Raw genomic sequence first — 15,705 nt, 5'->3', positions numbered from 1 at the left:
CGAAAAGGAATCATCAAAATATAACAAGTTGTTTAAAACGAAACCATAAAGAAAAAGAGCAGGACAGGCGCTGATCACGCCCTCCCGCTCTTATACTCGTGCGGCAGCTTGCCGAACTGCTTTTTGAACATGTCGCTGAACTGCCTCGCGTTGTTGTAACCTACTGCTTCGGCGATCTCATAGATCATAAGCTCGGTCTGCAGCAGCAGCTTGACCGCCTGATTCATCCGGATCTCCGTCAGGTACTGCTTGAAATTTTGTCCGGTATGCTTTTTGAAGAAGGAGCTGAAGTAGTAAGGGTTCATATACACCATGGAAGCGATGCTCTCGAGGGTAATATTCTCCTTATAGTTCCCCTCCATATAGTCCTTCACCAGCTTCATCTGCTGCGCTTCCTTCGCTCCGCTTCCGGCCTGAAGCCGGCAAAGGACCGCGCGGAGCTCTGCCGTAACGAACCGCTTCACCTCATCGAAGCGGTCGTATCCCTGCATCGTCCGCAGCCACACCTGCTGTTCCCCGGCGGAAGCTGGAGCGGCAACACCCACCTTCTGCAGCCCCTCCATCAGCTCGAACAGCAGCGTATAACAGCTGGCCACGGCAGCCTCCCTGCTGCCTCCGGCCTCCAGAGCGATCCTCTCGAAGAGCTCACCGAGAATCTCCAGAAGTCCCTCTTCCTCCTTGGCCAGCAGGGACTGCAGGACGGACTCCTTCAGCTCCCCGTGCCACCCGGCAGGCGTTGAGCTCTTCTCCTCCCGCGGCATCCACGGATGGACACGGCCGGCACCGTCAAAATAACTGGCCTGCAGAGCCTCCGCTGCAGCAAGATAGGAAGCCCTGATCCCGCCGAGCCCGGCGGCCTGCCGGCCTACGCCCAAGGTGACGCCCGTCTTCAGATACTCGCGGATCTTCCCGGCCATCTCCTCTGCGAGCTGGAACATATCCCTGCCGGAGGCATGATTGACGATCAGGCACAAGCCTTCCGCCCTGCCCAGCACCACCCCTGCGTCCTGCACCTTCATAAGCTCCTCGCACAGGTTGGTGACGGCAAACAGCAGCAGGCGCTTTTCATGCTCCTCCCAGCTTCCCGATTGGTGCGCTTCAAGCTCCAGGGTCATCACCGTATAGCATGGGAACGGCAGGTCCGCCTTCAGAATCCCGAGCCGGCGTTCCGCCTCCTCCGTCCGGATCTCCTCTTCGGCAAGCCGGTCGAAGATCTCCTCGAGCTGGGACTTCTGGTCCTTCTGCTCGTATACCGCGAGCTTGCCCTTGGAGCTCATCTCCTCGGACTGCTCCCGGACCAGCGCAGCCGCTTTGCCGATCGCCGTGAGCAGGGCGTCCTTCTCGATCGGCTTCACCAGATAATCGACCGCACCGTAAGCAATCGCATCCTTGGCATAGGCGAAATCCTGATAGGCGCTGACGAAGATTACTTTGGTCCGCAGCTTCCGATCACCGGCCCACTTGATGACATCGATGCCGGTACCGTCAGGCATGCTGATATCCGTAATCACAAGATCCGGCTGCCGCTGCTCCATGAGGTCCATAAGTCCCTGTCCCGTCCAGGCCTCCGCTATGATCCGAATACCAAGCTCTTCCCACGGAATCAGCTTCTTCAGCCCCCGGATAATGATCGGCTCGTCATCAGCCAGTATGGCGTTCAGCATCCGTACTCCCCTCCTTCTGGTATGGAAAAGTCATCCGCACCGACGTCCCGATATGGCGGCTGGAGCTCACCTTCAGTCCGAAGTCCGGCCCATACAAGCCTTGAATGCGGTCATGCACGTTCTTCAGACCGATGCTCCCGGGGTCGCCCGCATTCCCGCTCTCCAGTCTGTCCCGGACCTTCTCCAGCGTCTCCTCCGTCATGCCGACGCCATCGTCGTCCACCGTGATGCAGAGGAGCTCCCCGGGCAGCAGCTCCGCCGTAATCCGGATGCTCCCCTTCCCGGACTTCGGCATTATGCCGTGATACACGGCATTCTCGACCAAGGGCTGAATGGACAGCTTCGGGACCGCTGCCCCCAGCAGGCCGGCGTCGAACCGGAAGTCAAGCGAGAGCCGGTGCTCGCCGTACCGGTATACCATCAGGCGGAAGTACTGCTCAATGTTGTTTTTTTCGTCCTGCAGCGTCACGCTTTCTTCCCCGTAATCAAGCACATACTTGAGCTGATGCGAGAGCGACAGGATCATATCGCCGACCTCGTGGTCGTCGCTTGCCACCGCGCTCATCCGGATCACTTCCAGGGTATTGTAGAGGTAATGCGGCCGGATCTGGCTCTTCAGCGCACCGAGCTCCGCCTGCTTCTGCTTGATCTGCGCGACGTACACTTCGTCAATATAGCTCTGCAGCCGGACGACCATCTTGTTGAAGCCGTGGCCGAGCAGGCCGATTTCATCGTCCGTTCTCACGGTCACCCGGGTATCGAAGTTGCCCGACTCCACCTTGGACATCTCCCTGGTGATGCTGCGGATCGGTCCCGAGAAGCGCCTGGAGAACAGGACGGCCACAATGAGCAGCGACACGGCACACAGAAGAATCACGACAACGACGGTGTTCATCATCTGGGTGAGGGTCCGGAACATCTCTTCCTTGTAGACTTCCCCGACCACCTTCCACCCGCTCCCCGCGATCTCCTGCTCCGTCCTTAAGTACTCTTCGGACTCGGCCGGCGTATAGACCTCTCCGATGCGTTCCTCCCGATTGCTGTACAGCACGTTCCCGCTGCCGTCCAGAACATACACCGTATCCTTCGGATTCAGCGCCATCTGCCTGAAGATCTCGTCGAATGCCCCCATGCCCACATCCATATAGAGCGTCCCGACAATATGCTCCTGCAGTCCGGCCATGGAGATGTCGAGGAGATTCCGGGCGAAGGTCATGACCGGCGGGTTCGTTCCGCCATGATACGGCTGCCCGTGGGAAGGGAAGAAGGCCATATTCCTGCTGTTGCGCGTCAGTTCCTCCTTCCAGGCCGGAGCAGGGAACGGCACACGGATGTTCATCGTCTTGTTCTCCTTGGTCAACCGCTGGAACGTCCCGTCCGGGAACACGAAGAAGATGTTCTGCAGGTGGCTGTCCGTATACAGCACCGTCCGCAGGAAGTCGTCCACCGTAGCGGCCAGCCGGTAATCCCCCGCCTTCTTCTGTGCGGAGATCGCTTCGCCGAGATGCCCGTACTTGCCCTCAACCCCATACGAATACATCACCTTGGAGATATTATTGTACTTGGCGTACATGTCGTCGACATTCCGGCCGGCGAACAAGAGCATTTGTTCATAGTTGTTGACCGTGTACCGTTCCATGTAGCCGCTGAAGGTGCTGAGCGACAGATAGCTCAGGGCTAGCAGGGGAACCAGGCCCACGAGAATGAAGGACAAGGTGAATTTGGCGAAAATGCTTTTGCGCAGACGAGAGAAAGTCGACCTGTACACGGGCTCCGCTCCTTGATTTGAACGTCATTTGTATTATCATAACAGGTTCCGGAGGACTTACCTACCGATTCGGGCGGATTCCAGCGAATTCCAGCGCTGGACTGCCGGCTTCGTTCTTGTGACAATAAGGGAAGTCCCTGCACGAGGTGCTGCAGGGACGTTCACGGCTTGCTTATGGAATCCGGACAGCAAGTCTGCATCATCGCAGGAAGGGAGCTATATCGGTGGCTTACCAGTAGGGCTTCCAGTTCTTAAGCACACGGACCAGCGCCTCGAAGTAGTAATAATCGCCCCATAGATTGCACTCGTCGATGCCCATGCCGCGGGGCTTGTTATAGACCGCATGCTTCAGCACACCGTTCGAGCCGGGCAGGTCCGCTGTCGTGTAACGGCGTCCGAGCGCCGCAAGCAGCTCCAGCGCCAGGTCCTCGTATCTCCGCTTATCCGGATCGCCAAGCGGCAGGTGCTTCGTCAGCTCCAGCATGCCGCACACGGCAATCGCCGAGGCCGAGCTGTCCTTCTCCTGCTCCGTGCCTTCCGTGAAGACCAAATCCCAGTACACTACGCCGTCCTCCGGAAGGCGGGTGAGAAAATAGTCCGTCAGCCGCTTCGACAAACCAACGAGTGACTTGTCTCCGGTATAGAGATAGCTCAGCAGGAAGCCGTACATCCCCCACGCCTGGCCGCGGGCCCAGCAGGAATCGTCGGCGTAGCCCTGATGCGTATTGCCGTACTTCGGCGCCCCGGTCTCCACGTCCATATAGTACGTATGGTAGGAGGTGTCGTCCGGACGGACGAGATACTTCGCCGCCTGGGCCACATGCGTCTTCGCATATTCGGCATAGCGTGTCTCGCCCGTTACCTCGGACGCCCAGTAGAGCAGAGGCAGATTCATCAAGCAGTCGATGATCATGCGCCCGCACTGCTCGGGGTCGCTCAGGTCGCCCCAAGCCTGAATGATACCCGCTTTGGGAAAATAACGTGCCGCAAGCAGGTCCGCCGCTTGGAGCGCCGTCCCCTTTGCCGTCTCATTGCCCGTCAAGCGGTACTCGGCAACCGCCGAGAGGGAGTACAGAAAGCCGAGGTCATGCGTCTCGGTCTCGATCTGCTCCTCGATCCGCTGCTTATAGCTCGCCAGCTGGTATTCCGCCGCTTCCCGGTACTTCGCTTCGCCGGTCAGGTCGTACGCGAGCCAGAGCATGCCCGTCCAGAAGCTCGACGTCCATTCGATGTTGCCGATCCCGGGATAGACGTTCCCTTCGCTCGCCGGAGCCGGATACGTGTCTCGGAATACGGGCAGATTGCGCTCGATGACCTCCAGCACGAAGCCTGCCGCCCTTTCGAAATAGGCTCTGCCCAAGCCATGACCGTCCGCCGCTTCCACTGTGCCGCTGTCCTTGATTTCCGTCGTCATTTCTCTTTAAACCCCTCTCTATTGATCCCCGTCGATCGCCGGGTAAGGCTCTTGAACCTGCTCCCAGCCGATGATTCCATACTGCCTTCCCGCGTAACCGCCCTGCCGCGTGATCTCTCCGGCCGTCTCGGCGTTCCAGGTCAGCTTCACCCAGTTGTACGAGCCGTCCCGGTAGGCGAAGGTACTGCCATCGTCCTCATACAAGAGGAACTCTCCGGGCCGGTCGCCGTACACCCTGATGCGGAGCTCGAAGGAGGCATCCTCCGGCACGCTGGTCTGCGGTACAGCAAGCGGCAGCAGCGTATTGTCCTTGACGAACACCGGAATGTGCTCCAGCTTCGGCCGCACGAGGTAAGTGCGTCCGCCGTCGTACCCCTCGCCCGTCCAGAAATCCCTCCACCGCCCCCTTGGCAGGTATACCTCGCGGCTGGAGGTTCCTGTTACCAGCGGAGCCACGAGGATGGAGTCCCCCATCATATAGGCGTCGTCGATGCCGTACGTCTTCGGGTCGTCCGGATAGTCCATCACCAGCGCACGGAACGGAGGCAGTCCTTCGAAGTGATATTTGGCGAAGCTCGTGTACAAGTACGGGATCAGCGACATCCGCAGCTCGAAGAGGCTTCGGCACAGGTCCCTGACTTTCCCGTAATCGTCGAAAAATTCGCCTCGCACATTCTTATCGCGGTCCGTCTGCATCCACGGCGGATTCGGAATGCGCCAGCAGTTCAGCAGCGCCAGCGGCGAGAACACCACCGTCTGAATGCGCCGGATGAGGTCCTCGGCCGATTCGGCCTGCCGGACTTCCGGCGACCAGAGCAGGCCGGAGAAGCCGCAGTTCACGACGCCCCGGATGAACACCTTATGATTGTAAAGATCGCTGTAGAGCACGAACGGCTGCGGCGCTGCGAGGGCGCCGGAAGCCCTTACCTGCGAGAAGGTCCGTTTGCCCGCTGCTTCGAAGGGAGCCGCGATCGCCGACTGGTACAGGGTACCGAGCTGGTTGTGCATCTGCTCCCCGTCCATGCCCGACGGGAATGCCGCGGTATCGGGAAAGGACCAGTTGGAATGCACATAGTCCGAGCTGTCGCATTCGTCCAGCTTGAAGCCGGCGATGCCCTGCTCCACGAACTCCCGGAGATGGTAAGCAGAGAAGACGTCTTTGGCTTCCTTGACCGCGAGGTCGGGCACAAGCCCTTCCCACACCTCTTCGCTCCCCGAGTGCGGCAGCAGTTCTTGGTACATCGGGGAGGTCGGATGCACGAAGAGATGCTCCCACAGATTCACTTTGTAATTCATGCCATAGAGCCGCTCCAGCATCTCGCGGTGCCCCTGAAACCGGCCTTCGTCCCAGACGAAGGAGCAGGAGTAGGCCCGGGTCTGCCAGCCCGGTTCGAAGCCGAACACGTCAACCGGCATCCCGTCCTGCCGGAACCCTTCGGCCAGGCGCATCACATCCTCCGATCGCGCGGCACTGTAAGCGCGGTACCAGACGCCGAGGCCCCAGGCCGGCGGCAGGCAGCCTCCGCCCGAGAACAGGTTATACCGCTGGACCGCGTGCAGCAGGTCCGGCCCTTCGAAGAAGTACACGTCGATGCCTTCAACCGCCGGCACATCGACCACTACGGACCGGTCCCCCTGCGCCATCTGGTAGCCGTACAGCTCGATCTCGGAGGTACCGACCTCCTTGGCTTCGTCCTTCCGGTGCGCGGACGCCCCCTTCGGGAGATTCGTGCCGCAGTAGAAGGCTGCGTATCTGGATGTATCCACGAGCACGCCGTAGCCCGCTGTCGATACGTAGAAGGGAACCGGCGCATGGCTGTCCCCGGTATCGGCTACGGGATCGCTGTTCACGCGGATGACCTTTTTGCGGCCCGTATGATTGGTCCGGTGCAGCTGCAGACCGAAGCCGTAGATCTGCTCCTCCTTCTCCAGCGGCAGCTCAATCTGTACCCCTCTTCGCGTGCCCTGCACCCGAATCTTTTCTTCCGGAATCGGCGGCCGGCCTGCACAGACCAGCTTCTCCAGCGCCTCCCGCTGGATCGGATGTGACCTTAGGTTTACGGGCGTATGTTCCTCCGGCTGGCCCCAGCACAGCTTCCATATGCCGTTCGCGATATTCTCCACAGCAACGTCCTCATTTCCTGGGATGATCCATAGATGACAGCAGTGCATCCCCATGTTTGCCCCTATTATAGTCCTCCCCCAGCCGAATTGGAGTGAGGTTATTTAAGAGGAAAGTGCACTTTTTTAACGATCACGCCGACGGATCTCCTTTTTCCATGAAATTATGATCAAGTCAAAAAGGCCGCCTGCACTCCCAAGGAGATCCGGCGGCCTTCTCACGATTACCTCATCCGATTAGCCCCAAAAGAGGCCCCTATTGTCAGTATCCACAATTTCTAATTGTTTCTCGAAATCCTCGCTAGGCATAATGTCATCTACAAAATGCCATTTGTCCTTGCTATCCCTCCAATAAACCTTCCATTTCGTATCCTCTAATCGAAATTGGGCAATATCAAATTCCACCCATTGATCGCTTCGAAAAGCGGGTCTTTCTTCAACAAGAGTGACGTTATTCCCTCTGATCTTAAATGTCATTCTCATTTGGTTTCTTATCTCTTTAGGAACCTTCGATTCCGTGTATTCGACCATGATTTTTTCAATTCTCTTCTTAGTAAATGCGTCAAGCGGCAAACTTCTCACTTCTTTCTTTTGTCACGGACCATCGATTAGTCTCAAGCCCCGATGCAGCACCAGTACGCTTGTTGCCATCGACAAATCCATAATTTTTAATTACGGGCAAGCTTCGTTTTTTACAGTATACACTAAAATGCCTTTATGCTTAACATCTTGCTTCCTGACAATAACGTTATCGAGAACTCTACGAAAAAAAGAGACTGAAAATCTCATAACAACATGAGATTTCAAGTCTCCATAATCAACCAAAGATCCGGTTCTTCCAGCCCTCCGCTTTAGCCATGGCTTCTACATAATAATAGTCGCCGAAAATCAGCGAGCAGTCCACATGGTGGCCGAGAGGCCGGTTTCCTGTCGCTCCGGTCAGAATGGGACCGAAGCCGGGCCGGTCCCAAACGGCATAGTTCTCCGTCAGCGACTGAAGCATCCACTCGGCTGCATCCTGATAGGTCTTCTGCTGCGCTGCCGGCGCAGCCTCGGCCAGATCGAGCAGGCCCGAAGCGGCAATTGCGGCGGCGGAAGAATCGCGCGGCTCGCCCTGCAGGCTCGGCAGCCTGAAGTCCCAATAGGGCACGCCATCCTCAGGCAGATGGGACAGAAAAAAATCTGCCGCACGCCGGGAGGCCTCCAGGTAACGCGGGTCCCCTGTATTCTTGTAAGCGAGCAGGAAGCCGTACAAAGCCCAGGCCGCCCCTCGGCTCCAGGCGGAGTCCGCTGCAAAGCCCTGTCCTCCCAGGGATTCGAGGAAAGCTCCTGTGGACGGATCGAAGGACAGGATATGGCTGACCGAGCCGTCTTCCCGCATGCCGTACTGCAGGAACGTATCCGCATGGCGCACCGCGATCTGCGCATATCTCGGATCACCGGTTTGTCTGCCCGCCCAGAACAGCAGCGGGAGATTCATGAGGCAGTCGATGATGGCCCACCCCGCCACAGGCTGACCGTCCGGCCCCTGGTTCCATGCCCGCAGGAACCCGCCTGCGGGATTGAAGCGGGCCGCGAGGTAGTTCGCCGCCGCAAGTCCCCGGCGCCGTGCTTCTTCATCCCCGGTCAACGTATGCTTGATCACTGCCGTGGGCAGGAACTGGAAGCCTACGTCATGATTCATCCCCCCCTCGGGATGAAGCAGCCAGGGCTCCATCTCCACGTCCCGTTGCCAGGCGGTGGTCTTATAGCATTCATCCTTCGTCATATCATAGAAGATCCACAGCATGCCGGGATAAAAGCCGGACGTCCACCAATCGCTGCGGCGGAACCGGTAAACCCCGGTGGAGTCGGCATGGTCGGGGATTCCGTCACCCACGGCTTCCATAAGGGCGTTTATTTTCTGTTCGATGCGTTTCCATAGGCCTGGCCTATTAGTAATCCCGCTCTTCACTTCGACACCTCCCCATTACCCGTTCATCCGCCCCATGAGCCCGTACCGGAAAATAGACCGAGTAGGTCTCATCCTTGATCTCATACAGGGGAACGAACCGGAATCCATGGTCGATCCCCACTGTCCGGTAGTACCCCGGACTCCACCACCCGTGATTGCGTTCCCGGTCCGGAGCCAGCATCGTCTCCGGCCGGTCCGGATCGCCGATCAGTATGCGCTCTTCCGCCGTCAGGCCCGCAAGCACGATCGGACCGTCCAGGAAAGCGACGGTGCCCGGCTTCCCCGGAAGAGCCTCGGCCTTCAGCTCCTTGGGCAGCTCGACCGTAACCGTATCACCGCTCTTCCATTCCCTCACAAGCTCCACGAACATGGAGGGCCGCAGCTCTCCCTGAAGGGGAGCAGCTTCACCGCTAACGTTAATCACTGGCTTCCCGCTCAGCCACCAAGGAAGGCGCAGGCGCAGCTTGAAAGGAACGGCCCGGTCGGTCTCAATGGTCAGCCTGTACACGAACCGGTCCGGACGGTGGACCGGGATCGGCGGGAGATCAACCCGGGTGATGGCCGTCATGCCTGTGACAGACCAGCTGCCCAGCGGCTCGATTCCGTGCTGGCCGTCCTGTTCGATCCGCAGCCGGACGGCAGCGCCGCCCATCTCGTATTCCACCTCTGAGGGCAGCCATTGACAAACCGTAAGGCCGTCTTCCTCTTCCATGAAAATCTGCCCTTCATAAGAGGCATTCGCCTGCATCAGAGTACCGTGACAGCACCAGAAGTGCCGTGTCGGCGTTCCCCAGGTCTTCCTGCTGCCGGCACCGAGACCGATGAAGTACGAGATCATGCCGGTCTCCCCATGCTGGTGGGAGAGCACACCGTTGACGAACCGCCGCTCCCAATAATCGGCATAGGCGGGATCTCCTGTCCAGCGGAGCAGCACCTGCGCCAGACGCATCATGTTGTAGTTGCAGCAGTGCTCCTGCCCAACGCCCAGCCTGGCGGCCATGTCTCCCGCAGGCATCCACAGCTCGCCGTTATCCCCGGCTCCTGTCGCGACATAACCGCGCTCGGTTACAGCGCAGCGCCAGAAGGCCTCCACGATCCGGCGGTACCGCTCTTCGCTGGTGACTTCCCATGCCCGGGCCGCACCGAGAATCTCGGGGATCTGCGTGTTCGCGTGCTTATTCGTCAGGATGTCCCGTCCTTCGAGCAGCGCATCGAAGAACCGTCTCCGGTCATATCGGCGGAGGAGCTCCAGATGCTGCTCGCTGCCTGTCACCCCGTACAGATCCGCCCAGGTCTCCAGCATGCCGCCGGTCTCGAGGTCGAGCAGGTCGTCCATCTCTTCCCGGGTGAACCCGTCCGTCCACCGGTGGAACCAGGCCGCCACGCCGGTCATCAGCTCAAGCGCTCTCGTGCTGCCCGCCAGCCGGTACATGTCATAGAGTCCCATGAGCAGCTTGTGAATCGTATAATGCGGAGCCCATACGTACTTCCCCTTGGCGATGCGCTCCATATAAGTCTGCGGAAAAGCAGCCAGCCATTCTCCCCCGTTCGCTTCCTGACATCGCGCCAATTCAGCCACAATGTAATCCGCTTTCGCTTGGACGAGCCCGTCCTTCGTCTGCCCATAGATCGTGGCGGCGGCCGACAGCCAGTGCCCCGTGATGTGCCCGCGCAGCTCGCACGTCGGCGCCTCCCAGCCCCAGTGCCAATGCTCGGGGCCGTCCATACTCGTCGTCGTGGCGCTTGTCGTGCCACCGTTGCCGCTGTAGCTCCACAATCCCGCTTCCAGATAGAAATTCCGCAGCAGGTTCTCGTTCGTCAGACTCAAGATGTACCGCTTGTTGAGCTCCATTCTTGCTTGAAGCGGCCCGGACGCAGGCTTGACCCGGCCCGCCGGGAGCTCTCTCATCACTGGTTTCCCCATTGCCTTACCATCCCCCTTACTTTTTTTACTTTCACACCTCCATTCTAGTTCTTCAATCCAAAGGGGTACATGCACTAACTTTGCGATTGCCTATACTTTTTTTGTTATTTATACTGGGATCAATATCATCATCGGGAAAGGAGCATCCCCTGTTGAACTACGCGATTGAACTGACCGCAGACCGCTTTCCCCTAATCCGGGATATTGGATGGAACCGGACGGACCGCCTGTATTCCCACCCCGACCGGATCCTGGATTACCATGTGTTCCTGTATGTATCCCGGGGCAGCATGCAGGTCGTGGAGGAGGACGCCGCTTTTGTCGTCCGGGAGGGGGAGTTCTTATTCCTTCACAAAGGACTGCATCACTGGGGGCTGCCTCTCACCCCTCCTGGCACCGAGTGGTACTGGATCCATTTCAACACAGGACCGGAAGAACGGACGGATTATAAAGAGCATCCGCCGCTCCCGGGCATCGATTATTACACTCCCGATCATTACCGGTACCAGATTCCCCTCCCGAAATACGGCACGGCAGACCCGGGAACGGAAGAGCGGCTGGCCTCCCTGCTCGCGGGCCTGCAAGAACCCGGCAGCCACCGGATGACAAGGACCAGCTTAAGCGTCTATTCCTTCTTATTGGATCTGCATACGTCCGCCTCGCATGCGGCGAACGGAGCCGTGGGCTCCGGATCGCGCTTGGCTGACCGTGTGATGGCCTACTTGTCCTCCCGTGTCGAAGAACCTTACGATGGAGTCAAGCTGGCCGCCCACTTGAACATGAATTACAGCTATGTGTCCTCATCCTTCAAGAAAGCAACGGGTCAAAGCATCATCGCAGCGCATACCCGGCTCAAGCTGAACATGGCTGTGAAGCTGATCCGGCACAGTACGCTGAACATCGCCGAAATCAGCGAGCGGCTCGGCTACCAGAACCCTTTTTACTTCAGCCGGGTGTTCAAGAAGATATTCGGCGAACCGCCGTCCGCTTACGCACGCCAATTTTATCAGCCGCAGAGCAAGGAGAAGGAGGGGGAATGAGCACCTCCTCCCTCTTCAGTCTTATGGGGGTTCCCCCAGCAAAACGCGGATTTACAACGCTAAGGCAGCCTTCTAAGCTACCTTAAAATGCAAAAAGGCTGCCCGCTTTCGAAATCGGGTTCAATCGAAACATGCTCTAAGATCCGGTCCCAAATGCCGGCGATTTTTCAACGACGGAACCGGCTGTAGACGGTGAACCAGGAGCCGTAATATTCTGGTAAATCCCGCCAGGCCGCACCTGTTCGCGCTACCCACAGCATGGCGTTCAGCATCTGGCGATGGTTGTTCGGGGGTCTCCCTCCTTGCGGTTTTCTTTCGGCCAGCAGCAGGTCCTTGATTTTATCCCATTGGTCGTCACGGATTTCGTATCGTCACATCATGTCTATATTTACCCATTTTATTGGGTCATGGTTTGCATACACGCCCTAGTTCAACATTCCTTAGATAGATGTGGATGTATAGTTCTTATTCAAACACAGTTTTGCAATATAGAAAATTTGACCCATATGTTCAGAGTAATGTGCAGCACATTGGTGAAGCATGTCCAGATTAGTCCTCTCCCGAGTCCTTACTAATTGCTTTTCTTCCAATTTTTCATCACTAATTTCACCGATCATTTCAATAATAAACTTAAATTGATTTTCAATAGTCGTTTCTAATTGGGGTTTCGTTATGAACGTTTGTTCTAACTCAACTTCCCGATTTCTTTCGATTTCTTGCTGCAGGATTCCCCTTAAAATCCTCTCCTGAATATTACCTTCTATATGTTTAATTAATGACGATATACTATGACTCGCTTCGTTCGGCTTCCAATTGAGTTGTTCATCATCAAGCTGACTAATAGCTTTACTAGGGCCTGTATGCAAACCTATGCGAGCCACACCATAATCGAAGCTAGGGTCAAAAATGCCCTAAACGTACAGGCCAATTTATCATAGCGTGTGGCTAATCGGCGATAATTCTTCACTTTATTGAAAAAGCATTCGATCAGATGCCTCTCCTTGTAAATTTCTTTATCCCATTTCCGCGGTTTCCGGCGGTTTTTCTTACTTGGAATCACCGAAGTGGCGGATTGTTCCTTTAAAAGGTGGAGAATCCGGTTGTTGTCATAAGCACGGTCGGCCAGGACCTGCTTTTTCGTTAAGTCCATCTGCTTTAGCATCTCGTAGCCGGTTACTGAGTCATGACATTGGCCTCCGGTCAGCACAAACCGCAGCGGGTTCCCCAGGGCGTCGACGACCGCGTGGATTTTGGTGGTCAATCCGCCTCGGGACCGCCCAATAGCTTGCTTGAGGGTCCCCCTTTTGCACCGACCCCATGCTGATGGACCCGTACAATTGTCGCGTCAATCATGACACTTTCAAAATCAGGTTCAATCGTAACGTGCTCTAAGATCCGATCCCAAATGCAGGCGATTTTCCAGCGGCGGAACCGGCTATAGACGGTAGACCAGGAGCCGTAGTATTCAGGCAAATCCCGCCAGGGCGCACCTGTCCGCGCCACCCACAGCATAGCGTTCAGCATCTGGCGATGGTTGTTCGCGGGTCTCCCTCCTTGTGGTTTTCTTTCGGCTGGCAGCAGGTCCTTGATTTTATCCCATTGGTCGTCACGGATTTCGTATCGTCTCATCATATCTATATTTACCCATTTTATTGGGTCATGGTTTGCATACACGCCCTAATTCTTTTATGAATTTCCCCAAATTTTTTTATTAACCAATCCCGGTTAAATTCATAAGACATAGAATATCCCCCTTGATCTTGACTTGATCTTGATATGATACTAAAAAATTCTAGATATTGGTTGAATTATCATGCACGTTAACGTAATGAAGCTGCCGATCATGTGCCGGCAGCTTCATCATGGTTGTTATGGAGCTATCGTCTCCAGTTACTTCAATTGTCTTTTTCATTATTTTGTTAGGCGATGGGATTACTGCATAATACACAACTATTTCACTATACCTCCCCTCATTCTTTTCCAACTAGGTCAAGTTGAATGGTCTCCTCATCTCCGTTCCACCAAACATGCATTTGCAGAGGCGATTTTGGATTTGCAGATTGACCATTACCACCCGAGGAACCAAGATTGTAAACATGTCCTGCTTTATCTACGCTAGACAGTGTCCCGTTACCATCTTCCCCTCCATCCGTGTCATATTCATAACGTAGCTCCCCAGACGGATTTAACTTTTTGCTGATATATTTCATCATCAGTTTCGATGTGTGATTCTCTTCCCCTTGGGGCTTATAAACAATATACACAGCTGCCCAATGATCAGAATGTCCCCGAAATTCATGGATATATTCCATTTCGGTACCAACTGTAAGATCAGGGATAGTATTTTGTTCCATGCCGATGTACATATTATTTTCCTCATGTTGCTCGCATCCACCAAGTAACAAAATGCCCGCTAATAGCACCAAAAAGATCAATTTCATCAAATAATATAACTCCCTTCTATAAGGCGGAATTCAATATTCCAATTTTAGCATATTTATCCACAATACTGCCCTTTAGTTGAGTGAAGACATTATTTAAGACAGCCTCACCGTCATTTAAAAGAACCGGCGGTAAAGTTCACGACGACGTTCGCCGCGCAGTTGAGCGTAAATTTGAGTGGTTGATGCTTTTTCATGCCCCAACATACCTTGAATAAAATCTCAAGGCGCACCATTATCAAGCAGCTGGCACGCGTAGGTATGACGAAAGCGATGCGGATATACATTTGCTTCGAGCTCCCCCCGGTCCGCAAGCCGTTTTAATACCCACCTGATTGTCGGTATGGTCATTCGTCGTATAGGATTTGTATCTGTTACGAAAAGAGCCTTACAAGAATCCACGCGGCTGGCCAGATACTTCCTTAGCCATACCTTGCACTCCGTTGTGAAGTAAACCTCCCTCTGTTTTGCACCCTTGCCATGGACGATGGCAGAGCAGTTCTCCCAGTTCAGGTCCTCGATGTTCACTTTCTCCACTTCTCCAACCCGGCGCCCGTACTATAGAGGAACTACAGTAGAGCTCGTTCTCTAAGGGATAGGCACGAGATTTTCAAATGAATCACATCTTCCTCGATTAAAAACTTTGGGATTCGCTTCTCCAGTTTAGGTTCTCTTAGTTTTAGTGCAGGATTTGAAGCCAGGTATGCCTCTTCATAAGCAAACCGAAACAGGGACCGAATAAACGGATCCGGTGCCCTAAGCTGCTGGGCTTCAACCGATTTGATTGTTTTGCTAGGTATTCTTTTAGCTGTTGTAATGTAATTTCTGAAATATCAAGATCTCCAAGCTCACTAACCAGCATCCTTAGCTGTAGAGAGTATGCTTTTAATGTGCTTGGACTGAATCCCTGAATACGCTTATCGGCTTCGTACAGTCTCCACAATTCATTTAAGTTCAAGAGAAAAACCTCCCATTAGGCCTATAAATCTAGGGTTGCTCTAATAAGAGGTTTTAATCTGCTTGCACTGAACTTGCACAGTACTTCAAAAACATTAAGGTACTAGCTAAAAATAGTACTCCCCAATATTTGGTATGTGGTCGAAAATATAATTTAAGCGAGGTGATGAGAAAGTGATTTTTTACTTTTTAGGACTAGGAATATTCATCATATTAGTAGTTATTTCAATTATTTACTTTTATAAATTCCGTACAGTTTATTCGCTTTTGTTATTCGCCGTATCAATCGCAGCTATCATTTTTGCGGTCGGAGTTAACTACTTATTATTTCATCGTATGGGAGCCCCTTAAATCCTTGGGATATAAGGCAGCTGGAAGATGAACTATCGTCAAACGCGAAATTCGTACACTTCGCGTTGTGG

14 protein-coding genes are annotated in these 15,705 nt (G+C 55.0%); 1 reads left to right on the top strand and 13 read right to left on the bottom strand.

What is annotated here, in order from left to right:
- Positions 1-74 precede the first annotated feature (74 nt).
- The 7 genes from ACP26L_RS10510 to ACP26L_RS10480 all read right to left on the bottom strand — a co-directional run bounded on the left by ACP26L_RS10510 (position 75) and on the right by ACP26L_RS10480 (position 10,845).
- Complete coding sequence (locus tag ACP26L_RS10510) at positions 75-1,664, bottom strand: response regulator (RefSeq protein ID WP_426452472.1); 1,590 nt, start codon at positions 1,662-1,664, stop codon at positions 75-77.
- Positions 1,642-3,432 (bottom strand): cache domain-containing sensor histidine kinase, encoded by a 1,791-nt coding sequence (locus ACP26L_RS10505; RefSeq protein WP_426452471.1) that lies wholly within the window; start codon positions 3,430-3,432, stop codon positions 1,642-1,644. The genes ACP26L_RS10510 and ACP26L_RS10505 overlap by 23 nt, the downstream gene beginning before the upstream one ends.
- A 229-nt stretch (positions 3,433-3,661) precedes the next feature.
- Entirely contained in the window at positions 3,662-4,846 is a 1,185-nt protein-coding gene (locus ACP26L_RS10500) for a glycoside hydrolase family 88 protein (protein WP_426452470.1), read from the bottom strand.
- A gap of 18 nt (positions 4,847-4,864) precedes the next feature.
- On the bottom strand, positions 4,865-6,970 hold the full coding sequence (locus tag ACP26L_RS10495; RefSeq protein ID WP_426452469.1) for a TIM-barrel domain-containing protein: 2,106 nt from the start codon (positions 6,968-6,970) through the stop codon (positions 4,865-4,867).
- A 234-nt stretch (positions 6,971-7,204) separates the two neighbouring features.
- Positions 7,205-7,549, bottom strand: a complete 345-nt coding sequence (locus ACP26L_RS10490) for a DUF3024 domain-containing protein (RefSeq protein ID WP_426452468.1) — start codon at positions 7,547-7,549, stop codon at positions 7,205-7,207.
- 235 nt (positions 7,550-7,784) lie between these two features.
- A complete protein-coding gene (locus ACP26L_RS10485) occupies positions 7,785-8,855 on the bottom strand; it encodes a glycoside hydrolase family 88 protein (RefSeq protein ID WP_426452467.1) in 1,071 nt (356 codons plus the stop codon).
- Between the two features lie 46 nt (positions 8,856-8,901).
- Positions 8,902-10,845, bottom strand: coding sequence for a beta-L-arabinofuranosidase domain-containing protein (locus ACP26L_RS10480; RefSeq protein WP_426452466.1), 1,944 nt, complete (start codon positions 10,843-10,845; stop codon positions 8,902-8,904).
- A 152-nt stretch (positions 10,846-10,997) separates the two neighbouring features.
- Between ACP26L_RS10480 and ACP26L_RS10475 the strand changes: the two genes are divergently transcribed.
- Complete coding sequence (locus ACP26L_RS10475) at positions 10,998-11,885, top strand: AraC family transcriptional regulator (protein ID WP_426452465.1); 888 nt, start codon at positions 10,998-11,000, stop codon at positions 11,883-11,885.
- 167 nt (positions 11,886-12,052) lie between these two features.
- Here the strand turns inward: ACP26L_RS10475 and ACP26L_RS10470 are convergent, their stop codons facing one another.
- The 6 genes from ACP26L_RS10470 to ACP26L_RS10445 all read right to left on the bottom strand — a co-directional run bounded on the left by ACP26L_RS10470 (position 12,053) and on the right by ACP26L_RS10445 (position 15,269).
- Complete coding sequence (locus ACP26L_RS10470) at positions 12,053-12,247, bottom strand: transposase (RefSeq protein ID WP_426454890.1); 195 nt, start codon at positions 12,245-12,247, stop codon at positions 12,053-12,055.
- A 78-nt stretch (positions 12,248-12,325) separates the two neighbouring features.
- Positions 12,326-12,766, bottom strand: coding sequence for a DinB family protein (locus ACP26L_RS10465; protein WP_426452464.1), 441 nt, complete (start codon positions 12,764-12,766; stop codon positions 12,326-12,328).
- Positions 12,754-13,514, bottom strand: a protein-coding gene (locus ACP26L_RS10460; protein WP_426454888.1) for an IS5 family transposase whose coding sequence is annotated in 2 segments (ribosomal slippage) — positions 12,754-13,175 and positions 13,175-13,514 — 762 coding nt in all. Because the reading frame shifts where the segments join, the coding sequence is not laid out codon by codon here. The genes ACP26L_RS10465 and ACP26L_RS10460 overlap by 13 nt, the downstream gene beginning before the upstream one ends.
- A gap of 341 nt (positions 13,515-13,855) precedes the next feature.
- The gene (locus ACP26L_RS10455) at positions 13,856-14,329 is read right to left on the bottom strand and encodes a hypothetical protein (protein WP_426452463.1); all 474 of its coding nucleotides are present in this window, start codon (positions 14,327-14,329) and stop codon (positions 13,856-13,858) included.
- 219 nt (positions 14,330-14,548) lie between these two features.
- On the bottom strand, positions 14,549-14,854 hold the full coding sequence (locus tag ACP26L_RS10450) for a tyrosine-type recombinase/integrase (protein WP_426452462.1): 306 nt from the start codon (positions 14,852-14,854) through the stop codon (positions 14,549-14,551).
- A gap of 151 nt (positions 14,855-15,005) precedes the next feature.
- Positions 15,006-15,269: an integrase gene (locus tag ACP26L_RS10445; protein ID WP_426454887.1), complete on the bottom strand. Its 264-nt coding sequence runs from the start codon at positions 15,267-15,269 to the stop codon at positions 15,006-15,008.
- Positions 15,270-15,705 lie beyond the last annotated feature (436 nt).

Origin of the sequence: Paenibacillus sp. S-38 (genome assembly GCF_049942825.1) — a bacterium.
Taxonomy (GTDB): Bacteria; Bacillota; Bacilli; order Paenibacillales; family NBRC-103111; genus Paenibacillus_G.
The sequence above is the reverse complement of the archived record's forward strand: the minus strand, read 5'-3'. Positions and strand labels throughout refer to the sequence as shown.

What these genes read in the sequence shown, in the direction of transcription:
- ACP26L_RS10485 (WP_426452467.1), bottom strand. Translation starts at nt 8,855, where the DNA reads ATGGAAGCCGTGGGTGACGGAATCCCCGACCATGCCGACTCCACCGGG.
- ACP26L_RS10480 (WP_426452466.1), bottom strand. Translation starts at nt 10,845, where the DNA reads ATGGGGAAACCAGTGATGAGAGAGCTCCCGGCGGGCCGGGTCAAGCCT.
- ACP26L_RS10510 (WP_426452472.1), bottom strand. Translation starts at nt 1,664, where the DNA reads ATGCTGAACGCCATACTGGCTGATGACGAGCCGATCATTATCCGGGGG.
- ACP26L_RS10500 (WP_426452470.1), bottom strand. Translation starts at nt 4,846, where the DNA reads ATGACGACGGAAATCAAGGACAGCGGCACAGTGGAAGCGGCGGACGGT.